The organism is Blochmannia endosymbiont of Polyrhachis (Hedomyrma) turneri (genome assembly GCF_000973505.1).
Taxonomy (GTDB): Bacteria; Pseudomonadota; Gammaproteobacteria; order Enterobacterales; family Enterobacteriaceae; genus Blochmanniella.
Window position 1 is genome coordinate 263,296 of record NZ_CP010048.1, and the last position, 21,240, is coordinate 284,535.

20 protein-coding genes are annotated in these 21,240 nt (G+C 28.2%); 7 read left to right on the forward strand and 13 right to left on the reverse strand.

Going from position 1 to position 21,240, the window contains the following annotated elements; all coding sequences use genetic code 11:
* Positions 1 to 38: 38 nt before the first annotated feature.
* Positions 39 to 1,502, forward strand: coding sequence for a tRNA uracil 4-sulfurtransferase ThiI (gene thiI, locus BTURN675_RS01120; protein ID WP_046288740.1), 1,464 nt, complete (start codon positions 39 to 41; stop codon positions 1,500 to 1,502).
* Between the two features lie 169 nt (positions 1,503 to 1,671).
* On the opposite strand, the gene BTURN675_RS01125 is transcribed toward thiI, so the two are convergent.
* The 6 genes from BTURN675_RS01125 to cyoA form a co-directional block, all read right to left on the reverse strand.
* Entirely contained in the window at positions 1,672 to 2,859 is a 1,188-nt protein-coding gene (locus tag BTURN675_RS01125; protein ID WP_046289096.1) for an MFS transporter, read from the reverse strand.
* A gap of 165 nt (positions 2,860 to 3,024) precedes the next feature.
* Positions 3,025 to 3,906: a heme o synthase gene (gene cyoE / locus BTURN675_RS01130; RefSeq protein WP_046288741.1), complete on the reverse strand. Its 882-nt coding sequence runs from the start codon at positions 3,904 to 3,906 to the stop codon at positions 3,025 to 3,027.
* Positions 3,907 to 3,916: 10 nt separating this feature from the next.
* Positions 3,917 to 4,282 carry a cytochrome o ubiquinol oxidase subunit IV gene (cyoD, locus tag BTURN675_RS01135; protein ID WP_320408642.1) on the reverse strand — a complete coding sequence of 122 codons (366 nt, stop codon included), beginning with the start codon at positions 4,280 to 4,282 and terminating at the stop codon, positions 3,917 to 3,919.
* Positions 4,237 to 4,803 carry a cytochrome o ubiquinol oxidase subunit III gene (cyoC, locus tag BTURN675_RS01140; RefSeq protein WP_046288742.1) on the reverse strand — a complete coding sequence of 189 codons (567 nt, stop codon included), beginning with the start codon at positions 4,801 to 4,803 and terminating at the stop codon, positions 4,237 to 4,239. The genes cyoD and cyoC overlap by 46 nt, the downstream gene beginning before the upstream one ends.
* Before the next feature lie 40 nt (positions 4,804 to 4,843).
* The gene (gene cyoB, locus BTURN675_RS01145) at positions 4,844 to 6,820 is read right to left on the reverse strand and encodes a cytochrome o ubiquinol oxidase subunit I (protein ID WP_046288743.1); all 1,977 of its coding nucleotides are present in this window, start codon (positions 6,818 to 6,820) and stop codon (positions 4,844 to 4,846) included.
* 240 nt (positions 6,821 to 7,060) lie between these two features.
* The gene (gene cyoA, locus BTURN675_RS01150; RefSeq protein ID WP_046289098.1) at positions 7,061 to 7,915 is read right to left on the reverse strand and encodes a ubiquinol oxidase subunit II; all 855 of its coding nucleotides are present in this window, start codon (positions 7,913 to 7,915) and stop codon (positions 7,061 to 7,063) included.
* A gap of 463 nt (positions 7,916 to 8,378) precedes the next feature.
* Here cyoA and clpP point away from each other — a divergent pair, with 463 nt between their 5' ends.
* The gene (clpP, locus tag BTURN675_RS01155; RefSeq protein WP_046288744.1) at positions 8,379 to 8,996 is read left to right on the forward strand and encodes an ATP-dependent Clp endopeptidase proteolytic subunit ClpP; all 618 of its coding nucleotides are present in this window, start codon (positions 8,379 to 8,381) and stop codon (positions 8,994 to 8,996) included.
* A 171-nt stretch (positions 8,997 to 9,167) separates the two neighbouring features.
* The gene (gene clpX, locus BTURN675_RS01160) at positions 9,168 to 10,439 is read left to right on the forward strand and encodes an ATP-dependent Clp protease ATP-binding subunit ClpX (RefSeq protein WP_046288745.1); all 1,272 of its coding nucleotides are present in this window, start codon (positions 9,168 to 9,170) and stop codon (positions 10,437 to 10,439) included.
* Positions 10,440 to 10,557: 118 nt separating this feature from the next.
* Here the strand turns inward: clpX and BTURN675_RS01165 are convergent, their stop codons facing one another.
* The 6 genes from BTURN675_RS01165 to metK form a co-directional block, all read right to left on the reverse strand.
* Positions 10,558 to 10,791, reverse strand: coding sequence for an oxidative damage protection protein (locus BTURN675_RS01165; RefSeq protein WP_046288746.1), 234 nt, complete (start codon positions 10,789 to 10,791; stop codon positions 10,558 to 10,560).
* A 41-nt stretch (positions 10,792 to 10,832) separates the two neighbouring features.
* A complete protein-coding gene (gene mutY / locus BTURN675_RS01170; protein WP_046288747.1) occupies positions 10,833 to 11,891 on the reverse strand; it encodes an A/G-specific adenine glycosylase in 1,059 nt (352 codons plus the stop codon).
* Positions 11,892 to 11,997: 106 nt separating this feature from the next.
* Positions 11,998 to 12,693, reverse strand: coding sequence for a YggS family pyridoxal phosphate-dependent enzyme (locus tag BTURN675_RS01175; RefSeq protein ID WP_046288748.1), 696 nt, complete (start codon positions 12,691 to 12,693; stop codon positions 11,998 to 12,000).
* 270 nt (positions 12,694 to 12,963) lie between these two features.
* Positions 12,964 to 13,383: a Holliday junction resolvase RuvX gene (gene ruvX / locus BTURN675_RS01180; RefSeq protein WP_052722588.1), complete on the reverse strand. Its 420-nt coding sequence runs from the start codon at positions 13,381 to 13,383 to the stop codon at positions 12,964 to 12,966.
* Positions 13,384 to 13,950, reverse strand: a complete 567-nt coding sequence (locus BTURN675_RS01185) for a YqgE/AlgH family protein (protein WP_046288749.1) — start codon at positions 13,948 to 13,950, stop codon at positions 13,384 to 13,386.
* 479 nt (positions 13,951 to 14,429) lie between these two features.
* Positions 14,430 to 15,590, reverse strand: coding sequence for a methionine adenosyltransferase (metK, locus tag BTURN675_RS01190; protein ID WP_046288750.1), 1,161 nt, complete (start codon positions 15,588 to 15,590; stop codon positions 14,430 to 14,432).
* A 279-nt stretch (positions 15,591 to 15,869) separates the two neighbouring features.
* Here metK and speB point away from each other — a divergent pair, with 279 nt between their 5' ends.
* The 4 genes from speB (at position 15,870) to rpiA (ending at position 20,497) form a co-directional block, all read left to right on the forward strand.
* Positions 15,870 to 16,790 carry an agmatinase gene (gene speB / locus BTURN675_RS01195; protein ID WP_046288751.1) on the forward strand — a complete coding sequence of 307 codons (921 nt, stop codon included), beginning with the start codon at positions 15,870 to 15,872 and terminating at the stop codon, positions 16,788 to 16,790.
* 297 nt (positions 16,791 to 17,087) lie between these two features.
* Entirely contained in the window at positions 17,088 to 18,254 is a 1,167-nt protein-coding gene (locus BTURN675_RS01200; protein ID WP_046288752.1) for a phosphoglycerate kinase, read from the forward strand.
* 125 nt (positions 18,255 to 18,379) lie between these two features.
* Positions 18,380 to 19,462, forward strand: a complete 1,083-nt coding sequence (gene fbaA, locus BTURN675_RS01205) for a class II fructose-bisphosphate aldolase (protein WP_046288753.1) — start codon at positions 18,380 to 18,382, stop codon at positions 19,460 to 19,462.
* 366 nt (positions 19,463 to 19,828) lie between these two features.
* Positions 19,829 to 20,497: a ribose-5-phosphate isomerase RpiA gene (rpiA, locus tag BTURN675_RS01210; RefSeq protein WP_046288754.1), complete on the forward strand. Its 669-nt coding sequence runs from the start codon at positions 19,829 to 19,831 to the stop codon at positions 20,495 to 20,497.
* Positions 20,498 to 20,541: 44 nt separating this feature from the next.
* Here rpiA and BTURN675_RS01215 read toward each other — a convergent pair whose 3' ends face one another.
* Positions 20,542 to 21,156: a 5-formyltetrahydrofolate cyclo-ligase gene (locus BTURN675_RS01215; RefSeq protein ID WP_046288755.1), complete on the reverse strand. Its 615-nt coding sequence runs from the start codon at positions 21,154 to 21,156 to the stop codon at positions 20,542 to 20,544.
* Positions 21,157 to 21,240: the final 84 nt, after the last annotated feature.

Below are 21,240 nucleotides of genomic sequence, written 5' to 3' on the forward strand. Positions count from 1 at the left end.
ATTTGATATATTAGTGTTATTTAACGTGGTATTTAATTATGAAGATTATTGTTAAGTTTTTTCCAGAAATCACTATTAAAAGTAAATCTGTGCGATGGTATTTTATAAAAATTTTAAATAGTAATATTTGTAGGGTTTTAAAATTTTATGATTGTACTGCAGTAGTAAAATATTATTGGGATTATATTGAAATTGTGGTTAATGAAGAATATTCTATTATGAATATTGTTGAGATATTAATTTGCATTCCTGGCATTCATCATGTTTTATTAGTTCAAGAGTATTGTTTTAGATATGTGGATGATATTTTTAAAAAAGTTATGTCTTTGTATAGTGATACCTTAGTTGGCAAAAGTTTTTGTGTACGTGTAAAACGTTGTGGGCATCATAATTTCAGTTCTCAAGAACTTGAATGTTATTTAGGGGCTATGTTGTGTAAAAATATTAAAAGTTCTTTTGTTAAATTAGTAGATCCCGAAGAAGTAATTTCACTTGAAGTTAAATTAGATCGTTTTTTGTTATTGAAAAATCGTTATGTTGGATTAGGTGGTTTTCCAATTGGGAGTCAGGGGGCAGTATTATCTTTAATATCTGGTGGTTTTGATTCGGGAATTGCTAGTTATATGTTGGTTCGTCGGGGCTGTAAAGTACATTATTGCTTTTTTAATATCGGCGGTGATTGTTATGAAAATAGAGTGCATGAAATTGCTTATTTTTTGTGGAAAAGATTTGGATGTTCACATGTAGTGAAATTTATATCTATTGATTTTTCTTGCGTAATAGATGAAATTTTAAATAAAATAAATAGTTCTTATATGGGTGTAGTATTGAAGCGGATGATGATACGCGCAGCAACGTTAGTTGCTAAAGGTTTAAATATATCAGCATTAGTTACTGGTGAGGTATTAGGACAAGTATCTAGTCAGACGTTAATTAATCTAAATATAATCAATAGTGTTACAGATGTTATGATTTTTCGTCCGTTAATTTCGTTCAGCAAGGAAGATATTATTGATATATCGAGAAAAATTGATATTGAGAAATTGATTATTAATGTTCCTGAGTATTGTGCATTATTTTCTAAAAAACCAAATGTTAAGGCATCTAATCGGCTTGTTGAGTTTGAAGAAAAAAAATTTAATTTTTCAATATTAACTACAGTTGTTAATCGAAGAAAAATAGTGAATATTACGAATTTTTTTTCAAAAAATAATTTAAAAATTGTTGATGATATAAAATTTGTAGATCAAGTGGATTCTTCATATATTGTTATAGATATCCGTTTGAAGGTAGATCAAAAGCGTCGTCCTTTGTGTTTGGGTGTAATTGAGGTTCAAAACATTCCTTTTTATAAACTATTTAATGTATTTTTTACTTTAGATCAAGATAGGGAATATTTATTGTATTGTGAGAAGGCTATAATGAGTCGATCGCAAGCTTTATATTTGCGAAGTCATGGTTTTAATAACGTGCATGTTTATTTGCCTTCAAAAGATTCTTAATTAAAAAATTAAGAATAATTTGTATGGAGCATGTTTTGATTGAAATTGAAGTTAGTTGTTTGTGTTGAAAATATTTCATAAACATATTTTAAAATAGGATTATGTTTTTTAAAATTGTTGATTTTATTATTTTATAAAGTGGAATGAATAGAGTGTTTTAGTATATTTTTTAGTTGAGTTTTGTATGAGTTGGTTCTTTTAATGAATAAATTATTATTAACCATATCATTGTTACTATTATTTCGAGAGAAAATATTATTTGTATATCATATATATTTAATAAATATCCTCCTAATATTCCACCACATGTTGTGCCTAAAAATTGGCTAGTGGCATAAAATCCATTGATTGTTCCTTTGTGTGTGTTTGGTGTTTCTTTATTAAGAATTGATGGTAAGATTCCTTCAATTATATTGAAAGCAATGAAAAAGAGTAAAATACTAAAAAATAAAAAATAAAAATTGCTGTTGATATATAATAAAATTATTTCAGATAGAAATAACACATATATAGCTGTGATTAGTGTTTTTTTCATTTTTTTTGTTTTTTCAGCATATAAGATTGTTATTGCGCTGACAATAAGGGCAATTAAAATATTTATACAATATATTTTTGATTGTTCTATAGGTAGCAGTTTTAATACGTTCATAATTTGCGGTAAAGTCATAAAATTTAATATTAGAATGGTATGTAAGAAAAAAATACTGCAGTCTAGTTTAATTAATTGGGGTTGAGTTGAGATTTTTATAAATTTTGAATTTATTGTGATATATTGATGATTGCTATTTTTTATATTTTGTTGTGATAAGGATGGAATGAAAAATATAATTAATACTATTCCTAGTAATGTTAATAATGTAATTGTTAAAAATAGTCCTTGTAGTCCGATGCTATTTGTAATGATTGGTCCTAGTATGATAGATATTGCAAATGTAATAGCAAAATTTAATCCAAAAAACATCATGGCTTTGGTTTTATTTTTATTTTGAATTAGATCTGATAACAATGCTAGTATTGTCGCGCTGATAGCACTTACCCCTTGTAAAGCGCGTCCTAAAATTAGCCCCCAGATATTTTCTATTATAGCGGCTATACAGGTTCCCATAGAAGAGATTAATAACCCTGTTATAATTACAGGTTTTCTTCCGATTTTATCGGATGCGAATCCGAAAGGAATTTGAAAAATAATTTGTGTTAATCCATAAATTCCAATAGCTATACCGATTAATAATTCGCTTGATCCTGTTAATTTCATACCGTATGTACTGATTACTGGTAATGTCATAAATATTCCCAGCATACGTAGTGAAAATATTATATTCAATATAAACACAATATATATTTCTTTATAGGTCATGTTTTTTTATTGTTATTTAATTTGTATAGTTTATGTTGTGGTCGGTATTATTGTTTTTGTTAATTATGTTGAATGTTGTTTATATATACAGTTTATGTGCACTTTTTAAGATCGATATTGTAAATTATCATTTAATGTATAGTATGTATTTTTATAATAATAAAATTATGTCTGTTGTAATATTGTGGTATCTATAACGATACCCACGTTGAAAAGTATTATAATTATGATAGACATGGCAAAAATTTTATTTGCCCAGTTTGTTACATAATGGTTATTATTTTTTGTTTTACTATCTCCTAAAAACGTTACATATAGCCAAATTCCGCTTATTACTTCCATTCCTAATAGGAAAATATAGCTCATGTACTGATTGAATGTAAGTATTATGATATTGATCATAAATGTAGTGATATAAAATATCATATGGCGTTTTGTAGATTTGATACCTTTTTTTAATGGAAAAATGGGAATGGATGCTGTTTTGTAATCTTTTATTCTAGATATAGCAAGGCTATAAAAGTGTGGTATTTGCCATGAAATGAGTATTATCGATAAGATTAATGCTCCTACATCAATATTATTAGTTACTGCACAGTAACCAATAACTGGTGGGGTTGCACCAGCTATGCTGCCAATTAATGTGCTATGCATGGATTGTTTTTTTGTTAAAAGACTATACATTCCGACATATATAATAGAGCTGATTATGGTTAAGTAGATAACTTTTAAATTTGTTGTGTAGAATAATATGATATATCCCACAATAAGTAGAATGATGGCATATATACCAGCATTTTGTAATGTTATTAATTTTTTTGCTAAGGTTCTGTGTTTTGTTCTTTCCATAAGTGCGTCAATATTACGATCAATTATATTATTTATTACGCAATTAGAAGCTATTATTAATGAAACACCAATAATTGTATTAGTAAGTAAATTATAGTTAATGGATTCTTTTGATGCCATAAAAAATCCTCCTATAATAGACAGAATATTTCCAAATATTATTTTTGGTTTTATGATTGTTATATAATGAATAATCATTAGTTATTTTTTAATTATGATGTATAACATAATGGTGAAGATGTTTCATAATCCATATTGATCCGAAAATAAGGATTAAAATAATGAGTGTTGTAAATATTAAAGTTACAGTATTCCAAATTGTCTTGGGTGAATTATCAATATGTAAAAAACAAACAAGGTGAATAACAATTTGTAGTATTGCACAAGTTGTCAAAATAATGATTAAAATATTTTTGTCGATAGTAAAAGTATTAATTACTAAAATAAACGGAATAATAGTTAAAATTACAGATGTAAAAAATCCTAATATATAATTTTTATATGTGTTGTGTGTTATTTTATTGTTTGTCATATCATTCCAAATAAATAAACGAAAGTAAATACGCAAATCCATATTATATCAAGAAAATGCCAAAATATGCTTAAACATTGCAAGCGAATTTTATTATCGATAGTTACACCGAATTGATAAATATGTATCATCATTATTATTATCCAAATTAGACCAGAAAGTACATGTAAGGCATGTGTTCCTAATAATGTAAATAACGATGAAAGAAATCCGCTTCTCCACGGCCCATAGTTTTTACCAATTAAATGGTAAAATTCGTGTATTTCCATGATGCAAAAACAACAACCGAATAAAAATGTTATAATCATCCAAATGTTAATCATTTTTTTATTATTTGTATTTGTGGCGATTGATACCATAGTATATGTGATACTACTGATTAGTAAAAGTAATGTTTCTATAAAAACAAAGGGGAGATTAAAAATATCTTTTCCTGATGGGCCATCGGCAATGTTATTTTTTAAAATAATATATACTGCAAATAGTGTTGCAAATAATATCGAATCACTCATTATGTACAGCCAAAATCCAAATTTTTTGATATTTGATAAATTATTGTTCATAGATGGTATTTTATGGTGATTAAAGGTTTGTAATTACCGTTCATTCGTGTAATTTAATACATAAAATATTTTTTTCTATTTTTTGTATTTCTTTTGTTGAGAGATGAAAAGTTTTGGTCTGTGAAAAAGTATATATTATGTATGTTGTGATAGCAAAAAATAGACTAAAAATAGCCAGCCACCAGATATTCCAAATCATAGAAAATCCAAATATCAAACTAAAAATACTAATAATAATGCCCGCGTTGGTGTTTTTTGGCATATGTATAGGTTGATATATATTTGTTTTATAAAGTGTTTGTTTATTATTTTTTATATACCAAAAACTATCTATAGTATTATGGGCTTGAGGTATAATTGGAAAATTATACAATGGGGGTGGTGAAGGTGTCGACCATTCTAATGTGCGTCCATTCCAAGGATCTCCAGTGGTATCTTTATTTTTATCATAATGATAAATACTGATTATTATTTGAATAATTTGTGACACAATTCCTAAAGCAATGATTATTACACCTCCAGCAGCAACAGTTAATAATTCGTGAAATGAATGATCTATATTTTGATTTAATCTTCGTGTCATACCCATAAATCCTAATATATACAGCGGCATAAATGATATATAAAATCCGGTAATCCATAGCCAATAAGCAAATTTTCCCCATTTTTCATTCAAGCAACAACCAAATGCTTTTGGAAACCAGTACGTTAATCCAGCAAAACATCCAAATATTACTCCACCGATAATAACATTATGAAAATGAGCAATTAAAAACAAACTATTGTGTAATACAAAATCAATACCAGGAATGGCTAATAATACCCCGGTCATTCCTCCAATGGAAAATGTAATAATAAATCCTACAGTCCATAACATCGCTGAATTAAAGGTAATTTGTCCTTTATACATAGTAAAGATCCAGTTAAAAACTTTTACCCCTGTTGGGATTGCAATAATCATTGTCATAATACCAAAAAACGCGTTAACATTCGCACCTGATCCCATGGTGAAAAAATGGTGTAACCAAACGCAGAAAGATAAAAAAGTAATAGCAATTGTAGCCCATACTAATGAAGTATATCCAAAAATTTGTTTTTTTGAAAAAGTGGCGACAATTTCTGAGAAAATACCGAAAGCTGGTAAAACTAAAATATATACTTCTGGATGTCCCCAAGCCCAGAAGAGGTTAATATATAACATCATGTTTCCACCAAGATCGTTTGTGAAAAAATGGGTGCCTATATATCTGTCTAAGGTAAGCAATAGTATAGTAGCAGTTAAGATTGGAAATGCAGCAAGAATTAGTGTATTAGTACACAGAGCTGTCCATGTAAAAACAGGCATTTTCATCATTGGCATGTCTTGAGTACGCATATATAAAATGGTAGTAAAAAAATTTATTCCGGTTAAAGTAGTACCAATACCTGAAATTTGTATACTCCAAATCCAATAATCTACACCCACACCCGGACTATATGTTTTATGGGATAATGGTGGATAAGCCGCCCATCCTGTTTGCGCGAATTCTCCAATACCTAAAGATAGGTTAATTAGGATGACTCCTACCATAAAAAGCCAAAAGCTTAGGGAATTTAAAAATGGAAAAGCAACATCCCGTGCGCCAATTTGTAATGGTACAATTAGGTTCATCAAACCGATTATAAATGGGGTGGCCATAAAAATAATCATAATTACACCATGTGCTGTGACTATTTGATCATAATGATGGGGGGTAAGAAAACCTATATGTCCTGAAGAGGATATTGCCTGATGTGCCCGCATCATGATAGCGTCAGCAAATCCTCTAACAAACATTAATGATGCTATTATGATATACATAATTCCAATTTTTTTATGATCTACAGAAGTAAACCATTCAGTCCAGAGATATTTCCATTTTTTATAATATGTGATGGTAGACATTAGTATTATACTTAATATAGTAAGAACTAATATTGTAATCATAACTATTGGTTCATTATATGGAATATTATTAGAGGTTAATTTTCCAAACATTTTTTTTCCTTGAATTATTTAATAATTTTAAGATAGCATAATATTGTTTATACAGATTGTATTTTGTTATAATGAATTGTATTGTTTGTTATATATCATTATATATCATAATGATACTTATATATTATATAATAGATAAATAATAGGGAGGTATATTATTTATTTTTTTGGGGTTTCTGAAGTGTGATTAATCTATTCTTTTTATATTTTATCACGGGTTATAGTTATAATAATATTAAATTATGTAGAATGAGCAAATTTATTGATAACATCATTAAATAGATTGACTTTAACTTCGGAAAAATATTCTACTGGATGATTTTCTGTCGGGCGTGCTAGTTTTTCATAGAATTCCATATTATTGAGTTTTTTGTGTGATAAATGAATCATTTGTACCCATTCTTTAAATTCTTCTATATTTTTTGTAGCAATTGCATTGAATTTCATTCCAGAAAATCCATATCCGCTAAAATTTGAAGATATTCCTTTATAAATTCCAGGTTGATTGGCAATTAAATGTAATATTGTATGCATGCCTGCCATAGCGTAGATTTGGCTGCCTAATTGTGGAATAAAAAATGCATTCATGACTGAATTAGAAGTAATATTGAATTGTAATGGTGTATTTATTGGAAAAACTATTTCATTAATTGTTGCGATATTTTCTTTTGGGTAAATAAATAACCATTTCCAATCAAGTGCAATGACTTGGATGGTAATTGGATCTAGAGTGGATGTAATTTTTTTTTGCGGATCTAATGTGTGTGTAGATTTCCATGTTAACGTTGCTAAAATAGTGATGATAATAATTGGTATGCTCCAAATGGTTATTTCAATTTTATGATTGTTAGTCCAATTAGGGTTGTAGTTATTGTGAGTATTAGATGATCTGTATTTAACAGCAAAAATGATTGTCATAGTAATAGCCGGTATGACTACGATAAGCATTAATGTCAAGGCAATTAATATTAACGAACGTTCTTGTAATCCCACATTTCCTTTTGGATGCATTAGTATGATGTTGTTACATCCTGTTAGTAAAGTGTTTATTACAAAATAAAATATTATTATTGATACTGTTTTTAGTAACCTGATACAGGGTGTGAAATGATGTTTCATGATAACAATCTCAAATTTAATTTTGGATAATGTAAAGTTTTTATTATTTTTTAATATAGAGTAATAAAGGTTATGTAATATTTTCATTTTAACATATAGTGATCATTGCATCATTATTTCAATAATACAGTACGATTTTATTATATTAAAATTAATGTTGTAATTTATTTTTGTTATTGATGAATTTTGAACAGTTTTGTTTTTAGTGTGCATTTATTCTAATAATATAGGATACTTGATATCTATAATTTATAAAATCATTAGTAATAATAATATTTTATGTGTTTGAAAAATAATTTTTAATTAGATATCATTGCGAAAGTATGCATGGGTGTATTTAATGTTAAGGTAATTTTTATATTTATTATTTGAATTATTTAAAAAATTATAAATTTTGAGATATTTAATATCATAATATTTTTTATGGGAAAATTATAAAATGTTATATTGTAAATCAGGTCAGGAAGAATCATATGTTTCTTTAGTTCCGACTGTAATTGAGAGAACTATACAGGGGGATCGTGCTTACGATATTTTTTCACTGTTATTAAAAGAGCGTATTATTTTTGTCACTGGAAATATTGAAGATCAAATGGCTAATTTAATTGTTGCACAGATGATATTTTTAGAGTCTGAAAATGCTGAAAAAGATATTTATTTATATATAAATTCTCCTGGGGGGGTAATAACGGCAGGAATGTCTATTTATGATACCATGCAATTCATTAAGCCAGATGTTAACACTTTTTGTATGGGACAAGCAATTTCAATGAGTGCATTTTTATTAGCATCTGGTACTAAAGGAAAACGTTTTAGTTTGCCAAATGCTAGAATAATGATTCATCAACCATTAGGAGGATTTTATGGTCAGGCTACTGACATTGAGATTCATACTAAGGAAATATTGAGAATTAAAGCTAAGATGAATGAATTGTTGTCAAAACATACCGGACAATCTGTTGATGTCATTACTCAGGATACTGAACGTGATTGTTTTTTATCTGCTAATGAAGCAATTGATTATGGATTGTTGGATTTTATATTACAGAAGCGTTAAGAATGATGGATATTTGTAGTACAATAATTTAACAATTTACTATTGTTTAATCTTAAGTATTAAATTTTGTTAGATGTTTTAGTGATAATTGTTATTAGATGTTGTAGTTTTCATTATATTAGTAATGATATTGAGTTTTGATTTTAAAATTAAATATAAGAGGTTATATATATGATAGAAGATGATGGATGTTCTTCTGAGGAATTATTGTGTTGTTCTTTTTGTAAAAAAAATCAACATGAAGTGAAAAAATTAATTTCTGGTATATTACGTGTCTATATTTGCAATGAATGTGTTGATTTATATAGTTATGTTATTCGAAAAGAAGGTGAAAAAAAGTTTGAGTTATATAATGATACTCATTATACTCCTCACGAGATATATTCTCATTTAGATGAGTATGTCATCGGACAAAAAACAGCTAAAAAGGTATTATCTGTGGCGGTATATAATCATTATAAGCGTTTACGCAATTCGACTATTAATTTTATCAAACATGATAAAAATGAGGTAGAATTAGGAAAAAGTAATGTTTTATTAATTGGCCCAACTGGTAGTGGAAAAACTTTATTAGCTGAAACGTTAGCTCGTTTTCTTAATATACCATTTTCGATATCAGATGCGACTACTTTAACTGAAGCGGGGTATGTAGGTGAGGATGTGGAAAATATTGTTCAAAGATTATTGCAAAAATGTGATTTTGATGTACAAAAAGCGCAGTGTGGCATCATTTATGTAGATGAAATAGATAAAATTTCAAGAAAATCAGATAATCCATCTATTACCAGGGATGTATCTGGGGAGGGAGTACAACAAGCGTTGTTAAGGTTGATGGAAGGCACTGTAGCAGCTGTTGCACCACAAGGAGGGCGAAAACATCCAAATCAAGAATTTATTTATGTAAATACTGCTAATATACTGTTTATTTTTGGAGGTACTTTTTTTGGTTTAGAGAAAATCATTCAAAAACGTGTTTCAAGTAATCGGAATATAGGATTTTGTAAATCAGTTGGTAGTGATTTTAAAGGTGTTTTAGATTATAATGCATTGTTAAGTGAGTTAAAGTCGGAAGATTTAATTAAATTTGGATTGATTCCAGAATTTGTTGGTAGACTTCCTATTTCAGCAGTATTACATGAATTAAGTGAAGAATTGTTGGTTAAAGTTTTGTATGAGCCTAAAAATTCTCTTATAAAGCAATATCGAAGTTTATTTAATTTAGATGGTATTACATTGGAGTTTTGTGATGGTTCTCTTGAGGCTATAGCCAAAAAAAGTATAGTAATGAAGTCTGGAGTTAGAGGTTTACGTTCTATTTTAGAAAGTATATTGTTAGATGTTATGTACGAGTTGCCATCTCAAACAGGGGTGGAGAAAGTTATAATCAATCAGGCAGTTGTAAAAGGTGAATCAAGCCCGATGTTAGTGTATAAATCATTTTAATTGTTTATATTTATTATTGTTTGTATGTTGTTGTTCCTTAAGTATGTTTTAGAATTTTATATATAATTAAGAATATTTTTCGGAATAAATCAAGAATATTTTAATATAGTGACATAGTTTATTTTTTAAATAAAAAATGTAACATTTCATTCTCTAATATTTTCCTATCGTTTGGATTAATCATGTTTAGTTTTTTTTCGTTGATTAATATGGTTTGTTGTTTTTGCCATTCTATCCAGGCTTTTTTTGAAATATTTTCGTAAATTATCTTTCCTAGTTTTCCAGGATAGCATGGAGATTCTAATGCTTCAGCATCTTTTTTAAAAAAAGAACAGTAGATTATTTTTTTCATAAATATGAATTATTTTTATATATATGATATTGTTAATAGTTTTATTTTAAGTAGTTTATTTGTTGTAATAATTTTAACATTGGTTGAGGAAAACCAATAGTTTGTGGTTGAATAAGATCAAACCATAATCCGGTGTTTTTTTTATTTTCTGTTGTTAAATGTAGAATTTTATTTAGAGTAAATATTATTGGTGTAATATATATGTGATAATTACTTAATGTGTGTTGTAACAATGGTAATATTGTATATTGTTTTGGATTTAAATTGTGATGAATTAACCAATGGTTTAGGTTATTTTGTGTTTTGAATTGTGGAAAGCAAAATAATCCTTTCCATATTTTTCCTGATAAGCATTGTTCAATCCATACTGTATTTTTGTATTGTAGTATTAATAACCACAAATTTTTTTTAAATGTAGTTTTTTGAGTTTGTTTATTTGGATATTTATGAACTATATTGTTCAGATTAGCTTGACATGTAGTGTTCAGTGGGCAAATAGGACATTTTGGATTTTTTATTGTACAGATCATTTCTCCCAAATCCATCAAACCTTGATTAAATTTTGATATATTATTGTGGGGAGTAACTTCATCAATTATTATCCATAGTTTTTTTTCTATTTTATTTTTTTTAGGACACCCGTCGATTATGTGATATCGAGTAAGTATACGTTTTACATTACTATCTAAAATTGGGTGACTTTTTTCTAAGGCTAATGATAATATTGCACCTGCAGTTGAACGTCCAATTCCTGGAAGGGTGATGAGAATACTGAAATCAGCGGGAAAAACAGCATAATATTTATTTACTATAATTTTAGCAGTTTTGTAGAGATTATGAGCTCGGGTATAATAACCAAGCCCGCTCCAAACATGGAGTACTGTGTTTAATTCTGATTTTGCTAATGTTATTATATTGGGAAATTTATTTATAAATCGATTAAAAAATGGTAATACTCTGATTATTTGTGTTTGTTGTAACATAATTTCTGACACCCAGATTGTATAGGGTGTTTTTTTTATTTGCCATGGTAGCGTTTTTCTGCCATGTATATTATACCAATGAATGATTTTTTTTGAGAATTCTGATTTTATTGTCATAAAGTATGATTATTTTTGTATTTTTGTTTAAGCTAAAACGTTGTAATACATATAAAGTAGTAGGATATTCGTTGAATTTATTAATTATTTTTACATGAAATAAAGTTTATATTTTTTTTTTGAAAATTGCTTTTCCTATTCGTATAAGTGTGCTACCAGCTGAAATAGCTGCTTCTATGTCATCGCTCATTCCCATCGATAATGTGTCAATATTTTGTGTAGTTTGTTTTAATGTGTCAAATATTTTTTTCATATTGTTAAATGTTACTAGTTGTTTATGAAACTTTGTTTCATGTTTTGGGATGCACATAATTCCTCTAAGATGTAATCGTGGATATATATTAATAATGTTTGATAAATTCTTTAATTGATTGGGATGAATGCCAGATTTTGTTGGTTCTGAGTCGATATTGATTTGTATCAATACATTTAGTGGGGGAAGTGTGGTAGGGCGTTGTTTATTGAGTCGATAAGCGATATGTGCGTTGTCTATGGTATGGCACCAATCAAAATATTCTGCAATATAACGTGTTTTGTTAGATTGTATTGAGCCAATATAATGCCAAATTAGTTTATTGTATTTTATTGTTTTTTTAAAGTATTGTATTTTTTCTATCCCTTCTTGAACATAATTTTCGCCAAAATTTTTTTCTTTCATATCGATTGCTTTTTTGATGTTGCTAATAGTTTGTGTTTTTGTGGCTATAAGCATTGAAATATCTTTTTTATTTCTGTTATAATTTTTTGCGAAAGTATCAATTTGACAGTGTATTTTTTGTAGGTTATTTGGAATATCATTCATAATTGTAAATATGTTAAAATTGTAATCGAGTGTCATTGTATTAATATTAATGTTTATTAGCAACGTTTTTATTGAGTTTCAGTTGTTAGGATGTGTATATATCGAATATTTAATATTTTTTTGTATTTGTTTATATTTGTATATTTAAGATTTATTGCAATGTTGTTTATTTGTTTTGTGTTATTTTGTTGTTATTTTAATTTGTACAATTGATTATAAATTTTAGTGAAAAGTATAAATTTAATGTTTTAATGTTTGTATGAATTTTATTTATGTTTTTTGTAACCAACTTTCTAAAATAATAACTGCAGATATTGAATTTATTTGATTCGGTTTTAGTGATCGAAATCCATGGTATTTAAATAGTCGAGACCGTGCTTCAATAGTGCTAAATCGTTCGTCTTGCATGATCACTTTAAGATCAAATGTTTTATGTAACATTTTTGAAAATTCATATGTTAAATAAGTTAGTGGTTGATTCGTGCCATTTATGTTTATTGGTAAACCCACGATGAATATTTTTGGTTGCCATATATTAAAAATTTTTTTCATTATGTCCCAATTGGGTTGATATTTTTTAGTTTGCAATGTGGTTATTGGTTGTGCAGTATATGTTAATTGTTGTCCTACAGCAATTCCGATATTTTTTAATCCAAAGTCAAATCCCATGACAATTCCTGTGATTTTCATTTACGCATGTCCTTTTTGATTAATAATATTGTAAATATCAATGCCTAATATTTTAGCTGCTTTTTCCCATCGTGAAATAATAGGTATATGAAATAGAATTTCTTTATTCGCGGGTGTAGTTAACCAAGTGTTTTCTCGTAGTTCATGTTCTAGTTGTCCTTGTTCCCATCCAGAATAGCCAAAAGCTACTAAGATTTCTTCGGGTTGAGTATAACTACCAATGCTTTCTAATATATCTCTAGATGTTGTAATCATAGTGTGGGAAGAGACTTCAATACTAGATCCAAAACCTTTTTGTGGTGTGTGTAAGATAAAACCGCGATCTTCTGCTAATGGTCCACCAGCAAATACCGGCTGAGTTAGGTGTTTAGAGAGTTTTTTTTGGATTAATGGTGTAATTTTTAAATTTTGTAATATCGTTTCAATAGTGAATTCTTTAATTGGTTTGTTAATAATAAGTCCCATGGCACCGTATTTATTGTGTTCACAAACATAAATGACTGAATGTTTAAACAATGGATTTTGTAATGTTGGCATGGCTATTAGAAAGTGATCTTGTAAGTTCATTGTAATAGTTATATATTGATAATTAATATTAAAGTTGATACCAATCTTTTTTTATATCAAAATTTTGAATTTTTTTGTAAGTTAACCTTATGTAGTGTTAGGCGATATTAATTGTTATTTGAAATTTATGAACATTATTATTATATTTTATAATAACGGTGCATATAATTTTATAATGAGAAATATTTATTTTATTTAAGTATATTGTGTTTTTTTGTTCATTAATAGTATGATTTATACATAATGTTTGTGTTTAAATAGTTAAATTATTTAATGAATTATTTAAATTATATTTTATTTAGAGAGTTATCAAAAAAATATTAGTACTGTTATACAGTTATACAAATAAATAGTATTACTTATATTTTAGTGATTTAGTGATTTTGTCTTTTGAAAATACAACACCCCATGTCAGATGTTATAATCTGTTTATCGGAATATATTTAAATATTTTAATTTTAAAGATATATTTGTAATTATTAACACGTGAATGTTTTTATGGTTTCTTTCAGAAGAGCGACTTTATCAGTTTTTTCCCAAGGAAATTGTTCTCGTCCGAAATGTCCATAAGCTGCTGTTTCTTTGTAAATTGGTTGCAAAAGATGTAACATGTTTACTAGTGCATGTGGTTGAAAATCAAAAATTTTTTTAATTAGTTTATATAATAGTTTAATAGGAACATGTTCTGTTCCGAAAGTTTCAAGCATTATAGAAATTGGGTCAATGATTCCAATAGCATAAGATATTTGTAGTTCACAACGATCGGCTAATCCTGAAGCTACAATATTTTTTGTTATGTATCTTGCTGCGTATGATGCTGATCTATCAATTTTGAATGGATCTTTTCCAGAAAATGCTCCTCCCCCATGTCTAGCCATTCCTCCATAAGTGTCTACAATAATTTTTCTTCCAGTTAATCCACAGTCTCCTATCGGTCCCCCGATAACGAAACGGCCTATTGAATTAATAAAAAATTTTGTTTGTTGAGAAATCCATTGTTGAGGCAATATTGGTTTAATAATTTCTTCCATGACAGCTTCTTTGAGAATGGTGGTGGTTATGTCTTCAGTATGTTGAACAGATAACACTACTGCTTCAATTCGTATAATTTTCCCATTTTCGTAGGAAAATGTTATTTGGCTTTTAGCATCTGGCCGAAGCCAAGGAAGTATGCCGTTTTTTCGTACATAAGCTTGTTGTGCAACTAATCGATGCGCATAAACAATCGGGGCTGGCATGAGCACATTGGTTTCGTTACTAGCATAGCCAAACATTACTCCCTGGTCGTTTGCTCCTAATTTATCCCTAGATTGAGATTTTAAATATGTTCGAATATCTTGAGATTGTTTCCCTATAAGATTTAATATTGCGCATGAATTTGCATCAAAACCCATACTTGGGTGAATATAACCAATGTTTCGTATTGTATCACGAACAATTTCTTCTATATCTATTTGAGCAGATGTATTAATTTCACCTCCTACCAAAACAATACCTGTTTTTATATATACTTCGCAAGCTACACTGGCTATAGTGTCTTGTGTTAAAATTGCATCTAATATAGCATCAGAAATTTGGTCGGCAATTTTATCTGGATGTCCTTCAGAGACTGATTCGGAAGTGAATGAATATAGAGTCATTATAATAATGTTGTTTCGTATATTTATATATGATTGTTAAATTGGGTTATTTTATTTATAAAACTTGTATTTAAATATTAAATCATACATCCAATAATTCACAGTTAATAATTCACAGTATAATATAAATATAAAGTGTATTTTAAAATTTTTTATTTATCAATTATAATCCATAATTTAATTTTAAAAAAGTTATTAATTTGCATAATATATGATATTACATTAGTATGATCAAATTTTATCTATGTTCTATATCATGATATTATAGGATATATTTTTATGAATACTTTAGGTTATGCGCCAGATTTTTCTTTAGTTTCTAATGCTTTTGGTTTTTTGCGTTTTCCGTTAGAGTATAATCCTTATACTGTAGATGCTGACTGGGTTATTACTGGTGTGCCATTTGACATGGCTACAACAGGTCGTTCCGGTAGTCGGCATGGTCCTAGTGCAATTCGCCAAGTATCTACTCATTTAGCTTGGGAACAGTTTCGTTGGCCTTGGAATTTTGATCTTCGAAAAAAGTTAAGGATTATAGATTGTGGCGATTTAGTTTTTAATTTTGGGGATGCTCAAGATATGAGTAATAAATTACAGATGCATGCTGAGTTACTTTTATCTTCTGGGAAAAGAATGTTGTCTTTTGGTGGTGATCATTATATCACTTTGCCTTTGTTGCGTGCTTATGCAAAACATTTTAATAAATTAGCTATAATACATTTTGACGCGCATACTGATATGCACAATAGTAAAAGTCAATACGATCATGGCAGCATTTTTTTTCATGCTGTAAATGAGAAGTTAATTAATCCGCATCATTCGATTCAAATTGGTATTCGTACGGAGTGTAATCATGCAAACAATTTTACTATAATAGATGCAGAGTATATTCGCAGATGTGATTCTAATTTTTTGTTTGAAGAGGTAAAAAAATTTCTTAATTCTGCTGGCGAAGTTCCCTTTTATTTAACTTTTGATATTGATTGTTTAGACCCATCAGTAGCTCCTGGCACTGGTACCCCAGTAGTTGGGGGGTTGCATACTAATTTGGCGCTTAATTTGTTACGTAATTTACAGTTTTGCAATATTGTGGGTATGGATGTTGTCGAAGTAGCACCAGCGTATGATTGTTCGCAAATTACTTCTTTAGCTGCTGCAAGCATAGCATTGGATATGTTACACGTTGTTGTAAAAGATTAAGTAAAGTGTTATTTAGTGTGTAAAGTTGTTACAAAATATTAGTTATTTGACTTACTAGCTAGTATTACAATAGTTATTAAATATTGTTTTGATTCTTGTTTAAAGATAAGAAAATAGTACGTGTTGTATACGGAAATATTTACAGGATTTTAAAATTGTTATAATTTGTCAATGAAAAATTGAATTGTTGTTATTTGTGATGATTTTAGTGTTATTGATTTAATGTATGTTATGTTTTGTGATTTGTTTGATTTAAAAGGAAGTATTTTATAAACTTTAAGTATGAAAAGGTTATATATGTCTATTATTAAAATGACTGATATAGATTTGCTTGGTAAGCGTGTATTGATTCGTTCAGATTTTAATGTCCCCATAAAAAATGGTGTGATTATTTCTGATGCTAAAATTCGTGCTTCATTGCCTACTATTGATCTGGCGTTACGAAAAAAAAGTAAATATGTTATAGTTGCATCTCATCTTGGTCGTCCTGTTGAAGGGGAATGTGATGAAAATTTATCATTGTATCCAGTTTTTACATATTTAAAAAATATATTTTTGCAGCAGGCTAGTGAAGTGCTATTTATTAAAGATTATTTAAATGGCATTAATGACATTAGTGATGGGGCACTTGTTATTTTAGAAAATGTTCGATTCAATAAAGGCGAGAAAAATAATGATGAAAGTTTAGCCAAACAATATGCCACTTTGTGTGATGTGTTTATTATGGATGCTTTTGCTGCTTCTCATCGTACTCAATCTTCAACTCATGCTCTGGCTAAAATAGTTCCTGATGTTTGTTCTGGTTTATTGTTGCATAATGAAATAGAAGCTTTGAGTAAGGCATTACATGATCCAAAACGCCCTATGGTTGCAATCGTTGGGGGTTCTAAGGTATCAACCAAATTAACTGTTTTAGATTCATTGTCACGAGTTGCTGATTATCTTATTGTAGGTGGAGGAATTGCTAATACTTTTTTAGCAGCTCAAGGAAAAAATGTAGGAAAATCTCTTTATGAATCTGAATTGATACCTATGGCACAGCGTTTATTAGAGAATTGTGATATTCCAATTCCTATAGATGTATGGGTAAGTACAGAATTTTCTGAAACTGCGAGTGCCACTTTGAAAGTTGTTGATAATATTAATGATGATGAGCAAATTCTTGATTTAGGAAATAGGTCAATTTCTCATATAGTAAATATCGTAACAACTGCTAATACTATTCTTTGGAATGGTCCACTAGGGGTTTTTGAATTCCCTAACTTTCGTCAAGGTACAGAATTAGTAGCAAAGGCTATTGTTGACAGCCAGGCTTTTTCTATTGCTGGGGGGGGTGATACATTAATGGCGATTGATTTATTTGGTATTTCTAATGATATTTCTTATATTTCTACTGGTGGGGGTGCTTTTCTTGAGTTTATTGAAGGTAAACAATTACCATCTATTAGTGTTTTAGAAAGATAGTTATATGTAGCAATTTATCACATAAATATATTTTATTAATGAATACAATTATATTGATATATTTCTGGTTTCTAATTATAGTAACAAGATCATGTTTTACAAAAAAATTATATATAAGGGTGGATGTGTCAAAAGTTTTAGATTTTATTAAACCTGGAGTGGTTACTGGTGATGATGTTCAAAAATTATTTTCTTTAGCTAAAGAAAATAATTTTGCTTTACCTGCTATAAATTGTATAGGAATAGATTCAATTAATGCTGTATTAGAATCAGCTGCTAAATTTCGTTCACCGGTTGTTATACAGTTTTCTCATACTGGATCATCATTTATGGCAGGACTTGGATTAAATATTTTGAATAAAAGGTATTCAAAATCCGTTTTAGGTGCAGTTTTTGGTGCATTATATATACATTATATATCTGGTTATTATGGGGTTCCTGTTATTTTACATACTGATCATTGTTCTAAACAATTATTACCATGGTTAAGTTCTTTATTGGATGTTGGTGAAGAGTATTTTTCTATTACCGGAAAACCTCTGTTTTCTTCTCATATGATTGATTTATCTAATGAACCTTTAAAAGAAAATATTTTGATTAGTTCTCAATATTTATCACGAATGAAAAAAATTAATATGACATTGGAAATAGAGCTTGGTTGTACAGGAGGAGAAGAAGATGCCATAGATAATACGGCTATAGATAGTGATTTTTTATATACTTGTCCGGAGGATGTATCGTATGCTTATGAAAAATTACATATCATTAGTTCAAGATTTATTGTAGCTGCATCTTTTGGTAATGTGCATGGTGTATATAGGCCTGGTAATGTAAAATTAAAACCAAAAATACTTTATCATTCTCAACAGTATGTATCTAAAAAATTTCATTTACCGAATAATTTTTTGAATTTGGTATTTCATGGAGGTTCAGGTTCTTCGGCAGATGAAATTCGAGAAGCAATCAGTTATGGTATTGTAAAAGTGAATATTGACACTGATGTTCAATGGGCGACTTGGTCAGGAATATTGCAATATTATAAAGATAATTATTTATTTCTTCAGACACAAATAGGTAATTCTATTGGAGTAGATCAGCCAAATAAAAAATTTTATGATCCTCGAGTATGGATTAGAAAGGGACAACTATCTGTAGTGAATTGTTTAGAGCAATTTTTCAAAAAGTTAAATATTGTTGATGTTTTGTAACTTGATGTTATTGATATAATTTTATTGTTAATTATTAATTTTATAATTATTAATTATATTAATGTTTCATTGATATATTTAAATAACAACATATTAATTGAATTATAAATTTTAATAACAACATATTACACGTTGTGATAATATATATTTATAAATATATATTATGATGATTAGTTATGCGTGATGTTTATTAGTTAGTATTTTTTTAGTTAATTGTTTATAGTATCTAATATATTATATATGAATGGTATGGTAGTAATATTTAATATAAATATAAATGTATGCTGTCTTGTTTGTTTTGTAATTGTAAATTATTTAAATTAATTCAATTTATATTAGTAGATATTTGTTATTATAAGGAAAATCATGGTTCAGAACGATCTGAAAAAAATAGTTGGCTGGGCTGTTTTGAAATATATTCAATCTCGCACTATTGTAGGGGTAGGTACTGGTTCTACTGTTGCATATTTTATTGAAGCTTTAGCAAGCATTAAAAAAAATATTAAGGGAGTGGTTGCCAGTTCGGATGTCTCTTCATTACAGTTAAAAAAATTGGGAATTCCTATGTTTAATTTAAATAATTTGGATTCATTAGATATTTATATTGATAGTGCAGACGAAATTGATAATCATATGTATATGATTAAAGGTGCTGGTGGTGCATTGACACGCGAAAAAATTTTGGCTGCAGTGGCAAAAAAATTTATTTGCATTGTCGATGTGACTAAACAAGTAAATATTTTAGGTAGTCGTTGTCCATTACCAATAGAAGTTATTCCTATGGCTCGTTCTTTAGTAGCGAGAGAATTGGTGCGGTTTGGTGGTGTTCCTAAGTATCGTCACGGGGTAATTACTGACAATGGTAATAATATTCTTGATATTTACAAATTAAAAATTATTAATCCAATCGATTTAGAAGAGAAAATTAACAATATTCCTGGTGTAGTTAGCGTTGGTATATTTGCTCGTAGATGTGCAGATGTTGTATTAGTTTCCGATAAAAAAGGTATTAAAGTCATTAATGCAAATAGCTGAAATATTATTTTATTTACAAAAGAATAATAGATTTATTTCTGTAGTTAATTAAATTTTTTCCATTTCCAGTGAAAAGATGGTGTGATGATTTCTGGTAATGGAACATCCCATTCTTCTTTTGGAATTCTATTATTAATTTTTTGACAATCATGTGCAAGTCCAATTAAAAGTGTTTTTGAATGATGTGAGTAAGATTTTAATGTATGATCATAAAATCCACCACCCATCCCTAATCTGTTACCATATCGATCAAAAGCTACTAGGGGGATCAACAAAATATCTAGTTCTTGATTGAATATTACGTGTTTTAGATAAAGTTCTGGTTCATATATTTTAAAATGATTAAGTATTAGATTTGTTGATGTTGTATATTTGGAAAATAATAGTATTTTAGGTTTTTTGAAAGGGTATAAAATTGGTAAATATATTGTTTTTCCAATATTTAATAATTTTTTAATAAGTGGGTATGTTTGTATTTCTCCATCAAAACTTATAAATAATCCGATGTGTTGTGCTTGTTGAATACGGTAATCATTTATAATATAATTAGTGATTCTTTGTGAAGATTGAATGTGTTCTTTTTTTGTTAAATTTTTACGTATATTTCGAATATAGTTACGAAGAGATTGACGTGTTTGATTATTATTTATTGTTATCATGGTGATGTAGTATTTATTGTTTTTGTTTTATACATACATATTTGTACTTTAAATGATACAATACAATGGAGCTTTAATATTTTT

Coding starts and splice junctions, on each gene's coding strand:
- thiI (WP_046288740.1), top strand. CDS start 39: ATGAAGATTATTGTTAAGTTTTTTCCAGAAATCACTATTAAAAGTAAA.
- BTURN675_RS01125 (WP_046289096.1), bottom strand. CDS start 2,859: ATGACCTATAAAGAAATATATATTGTGTTTATATTGAATATAATATTT.
- cyoE (WP_046288741.1), bottom strand. CDS start 3,906: ATGATTATTCATTATATAACAATCATAAAACCAAAAATAATATTTGGA.
- cyoD (WP_320408642.1), bottom strand. CDS start 4,282: ATGGATTTGCGTATTTACTTTCGTTTATTTATTTGGAATGATATGACA.
- cyoC (WP_046288742.1), bottom strand. CDS start 4,803: ATGAACAATAATTTATCAAATATCAAAAAATTTGGATTTTGGCTGTAC.
- cyoB (WP_046288743.1), bottom strand. CDS start 6,820: ATGTTTGGAAAATTAACCTCTAATAATATTCCATATAATGAACCAATA.
- clpP (WP_046288744.1), top strand. CDS start 8,379: ATGTTATATTGTAAATCAGGTCAGGAAGAATCATATGTTTCTTTAGTT.
- clpX (WP_046288745.1), top strand. CDS start 9,168: ATGATAGAAGATGATGGATGTTCTTCTGAGGAATTATTGTGTTGTTCT.
- BTURN675_RS01165 (WP_046288746.1), bottom strand. CDS start 10,791: ATGAAAAAAATAATCTACTGTTCTTTTTTTAAAAAAGATGCTGAAGCA.
- mutY (WP_046288747.1), bottom strand. CDS start 11,891: ATGACAATAAAATCAGAATTCTCAAAAAAAATCATTCATTGGTATAAT.
- BTURN675_RS01175 (WP_046288748.1), bottom strand. CDS start 12,693: ATGAATGATATTCCAAATAACCTACAAAAAATACACTGTCAAATTGAT.
- ruvX (WP_052722588.1), bottom strand. CDS start 13,383: ATGAAAATCACAGGAATTGTCATGGGATTTGACTTTGGATTAAAAAAT.
- BTURN675_RS01185 (WP_046288749.1), bottom strand. CDS start 13,950: ATGAACTTACAAGATCACTTTCTAATAGCCATGCCAACATTACAAAAT.
- metK (WP_046288750.1), bottom strand. CDS start 15,590: ATGACTCTATATTCATTCACTTCCGAATCAGTCTCTGAAGGACATCCA.
- speB (WP_046288751.1), top strand. CDS start 15,870: ATGAATACTTTAGGTTATGCGCCAGATTTTTCTTTAGTTTCTAATGCT.
- BTURN675_RS01200 (WP_046288752.1), top strand. CDS start 17,088: ATGTCTATTATTAAAATGACTGATATAGATTTGCTTGGTAAGCGTGTA.
- rpiA (WP_046288754.1), top strand. CDS start 19,829: ATGGTTCAGAACGATCTGAAAAAAATAGTTGGCTGGGCTGTTTTGAAA.
- BTURN675_RS01215 (WP_046288755.1), bottom strand. CDS start 21,156: ATGATAACAATAAATAATAATCAAACACGTCAATCTCTTCGTAACTAT.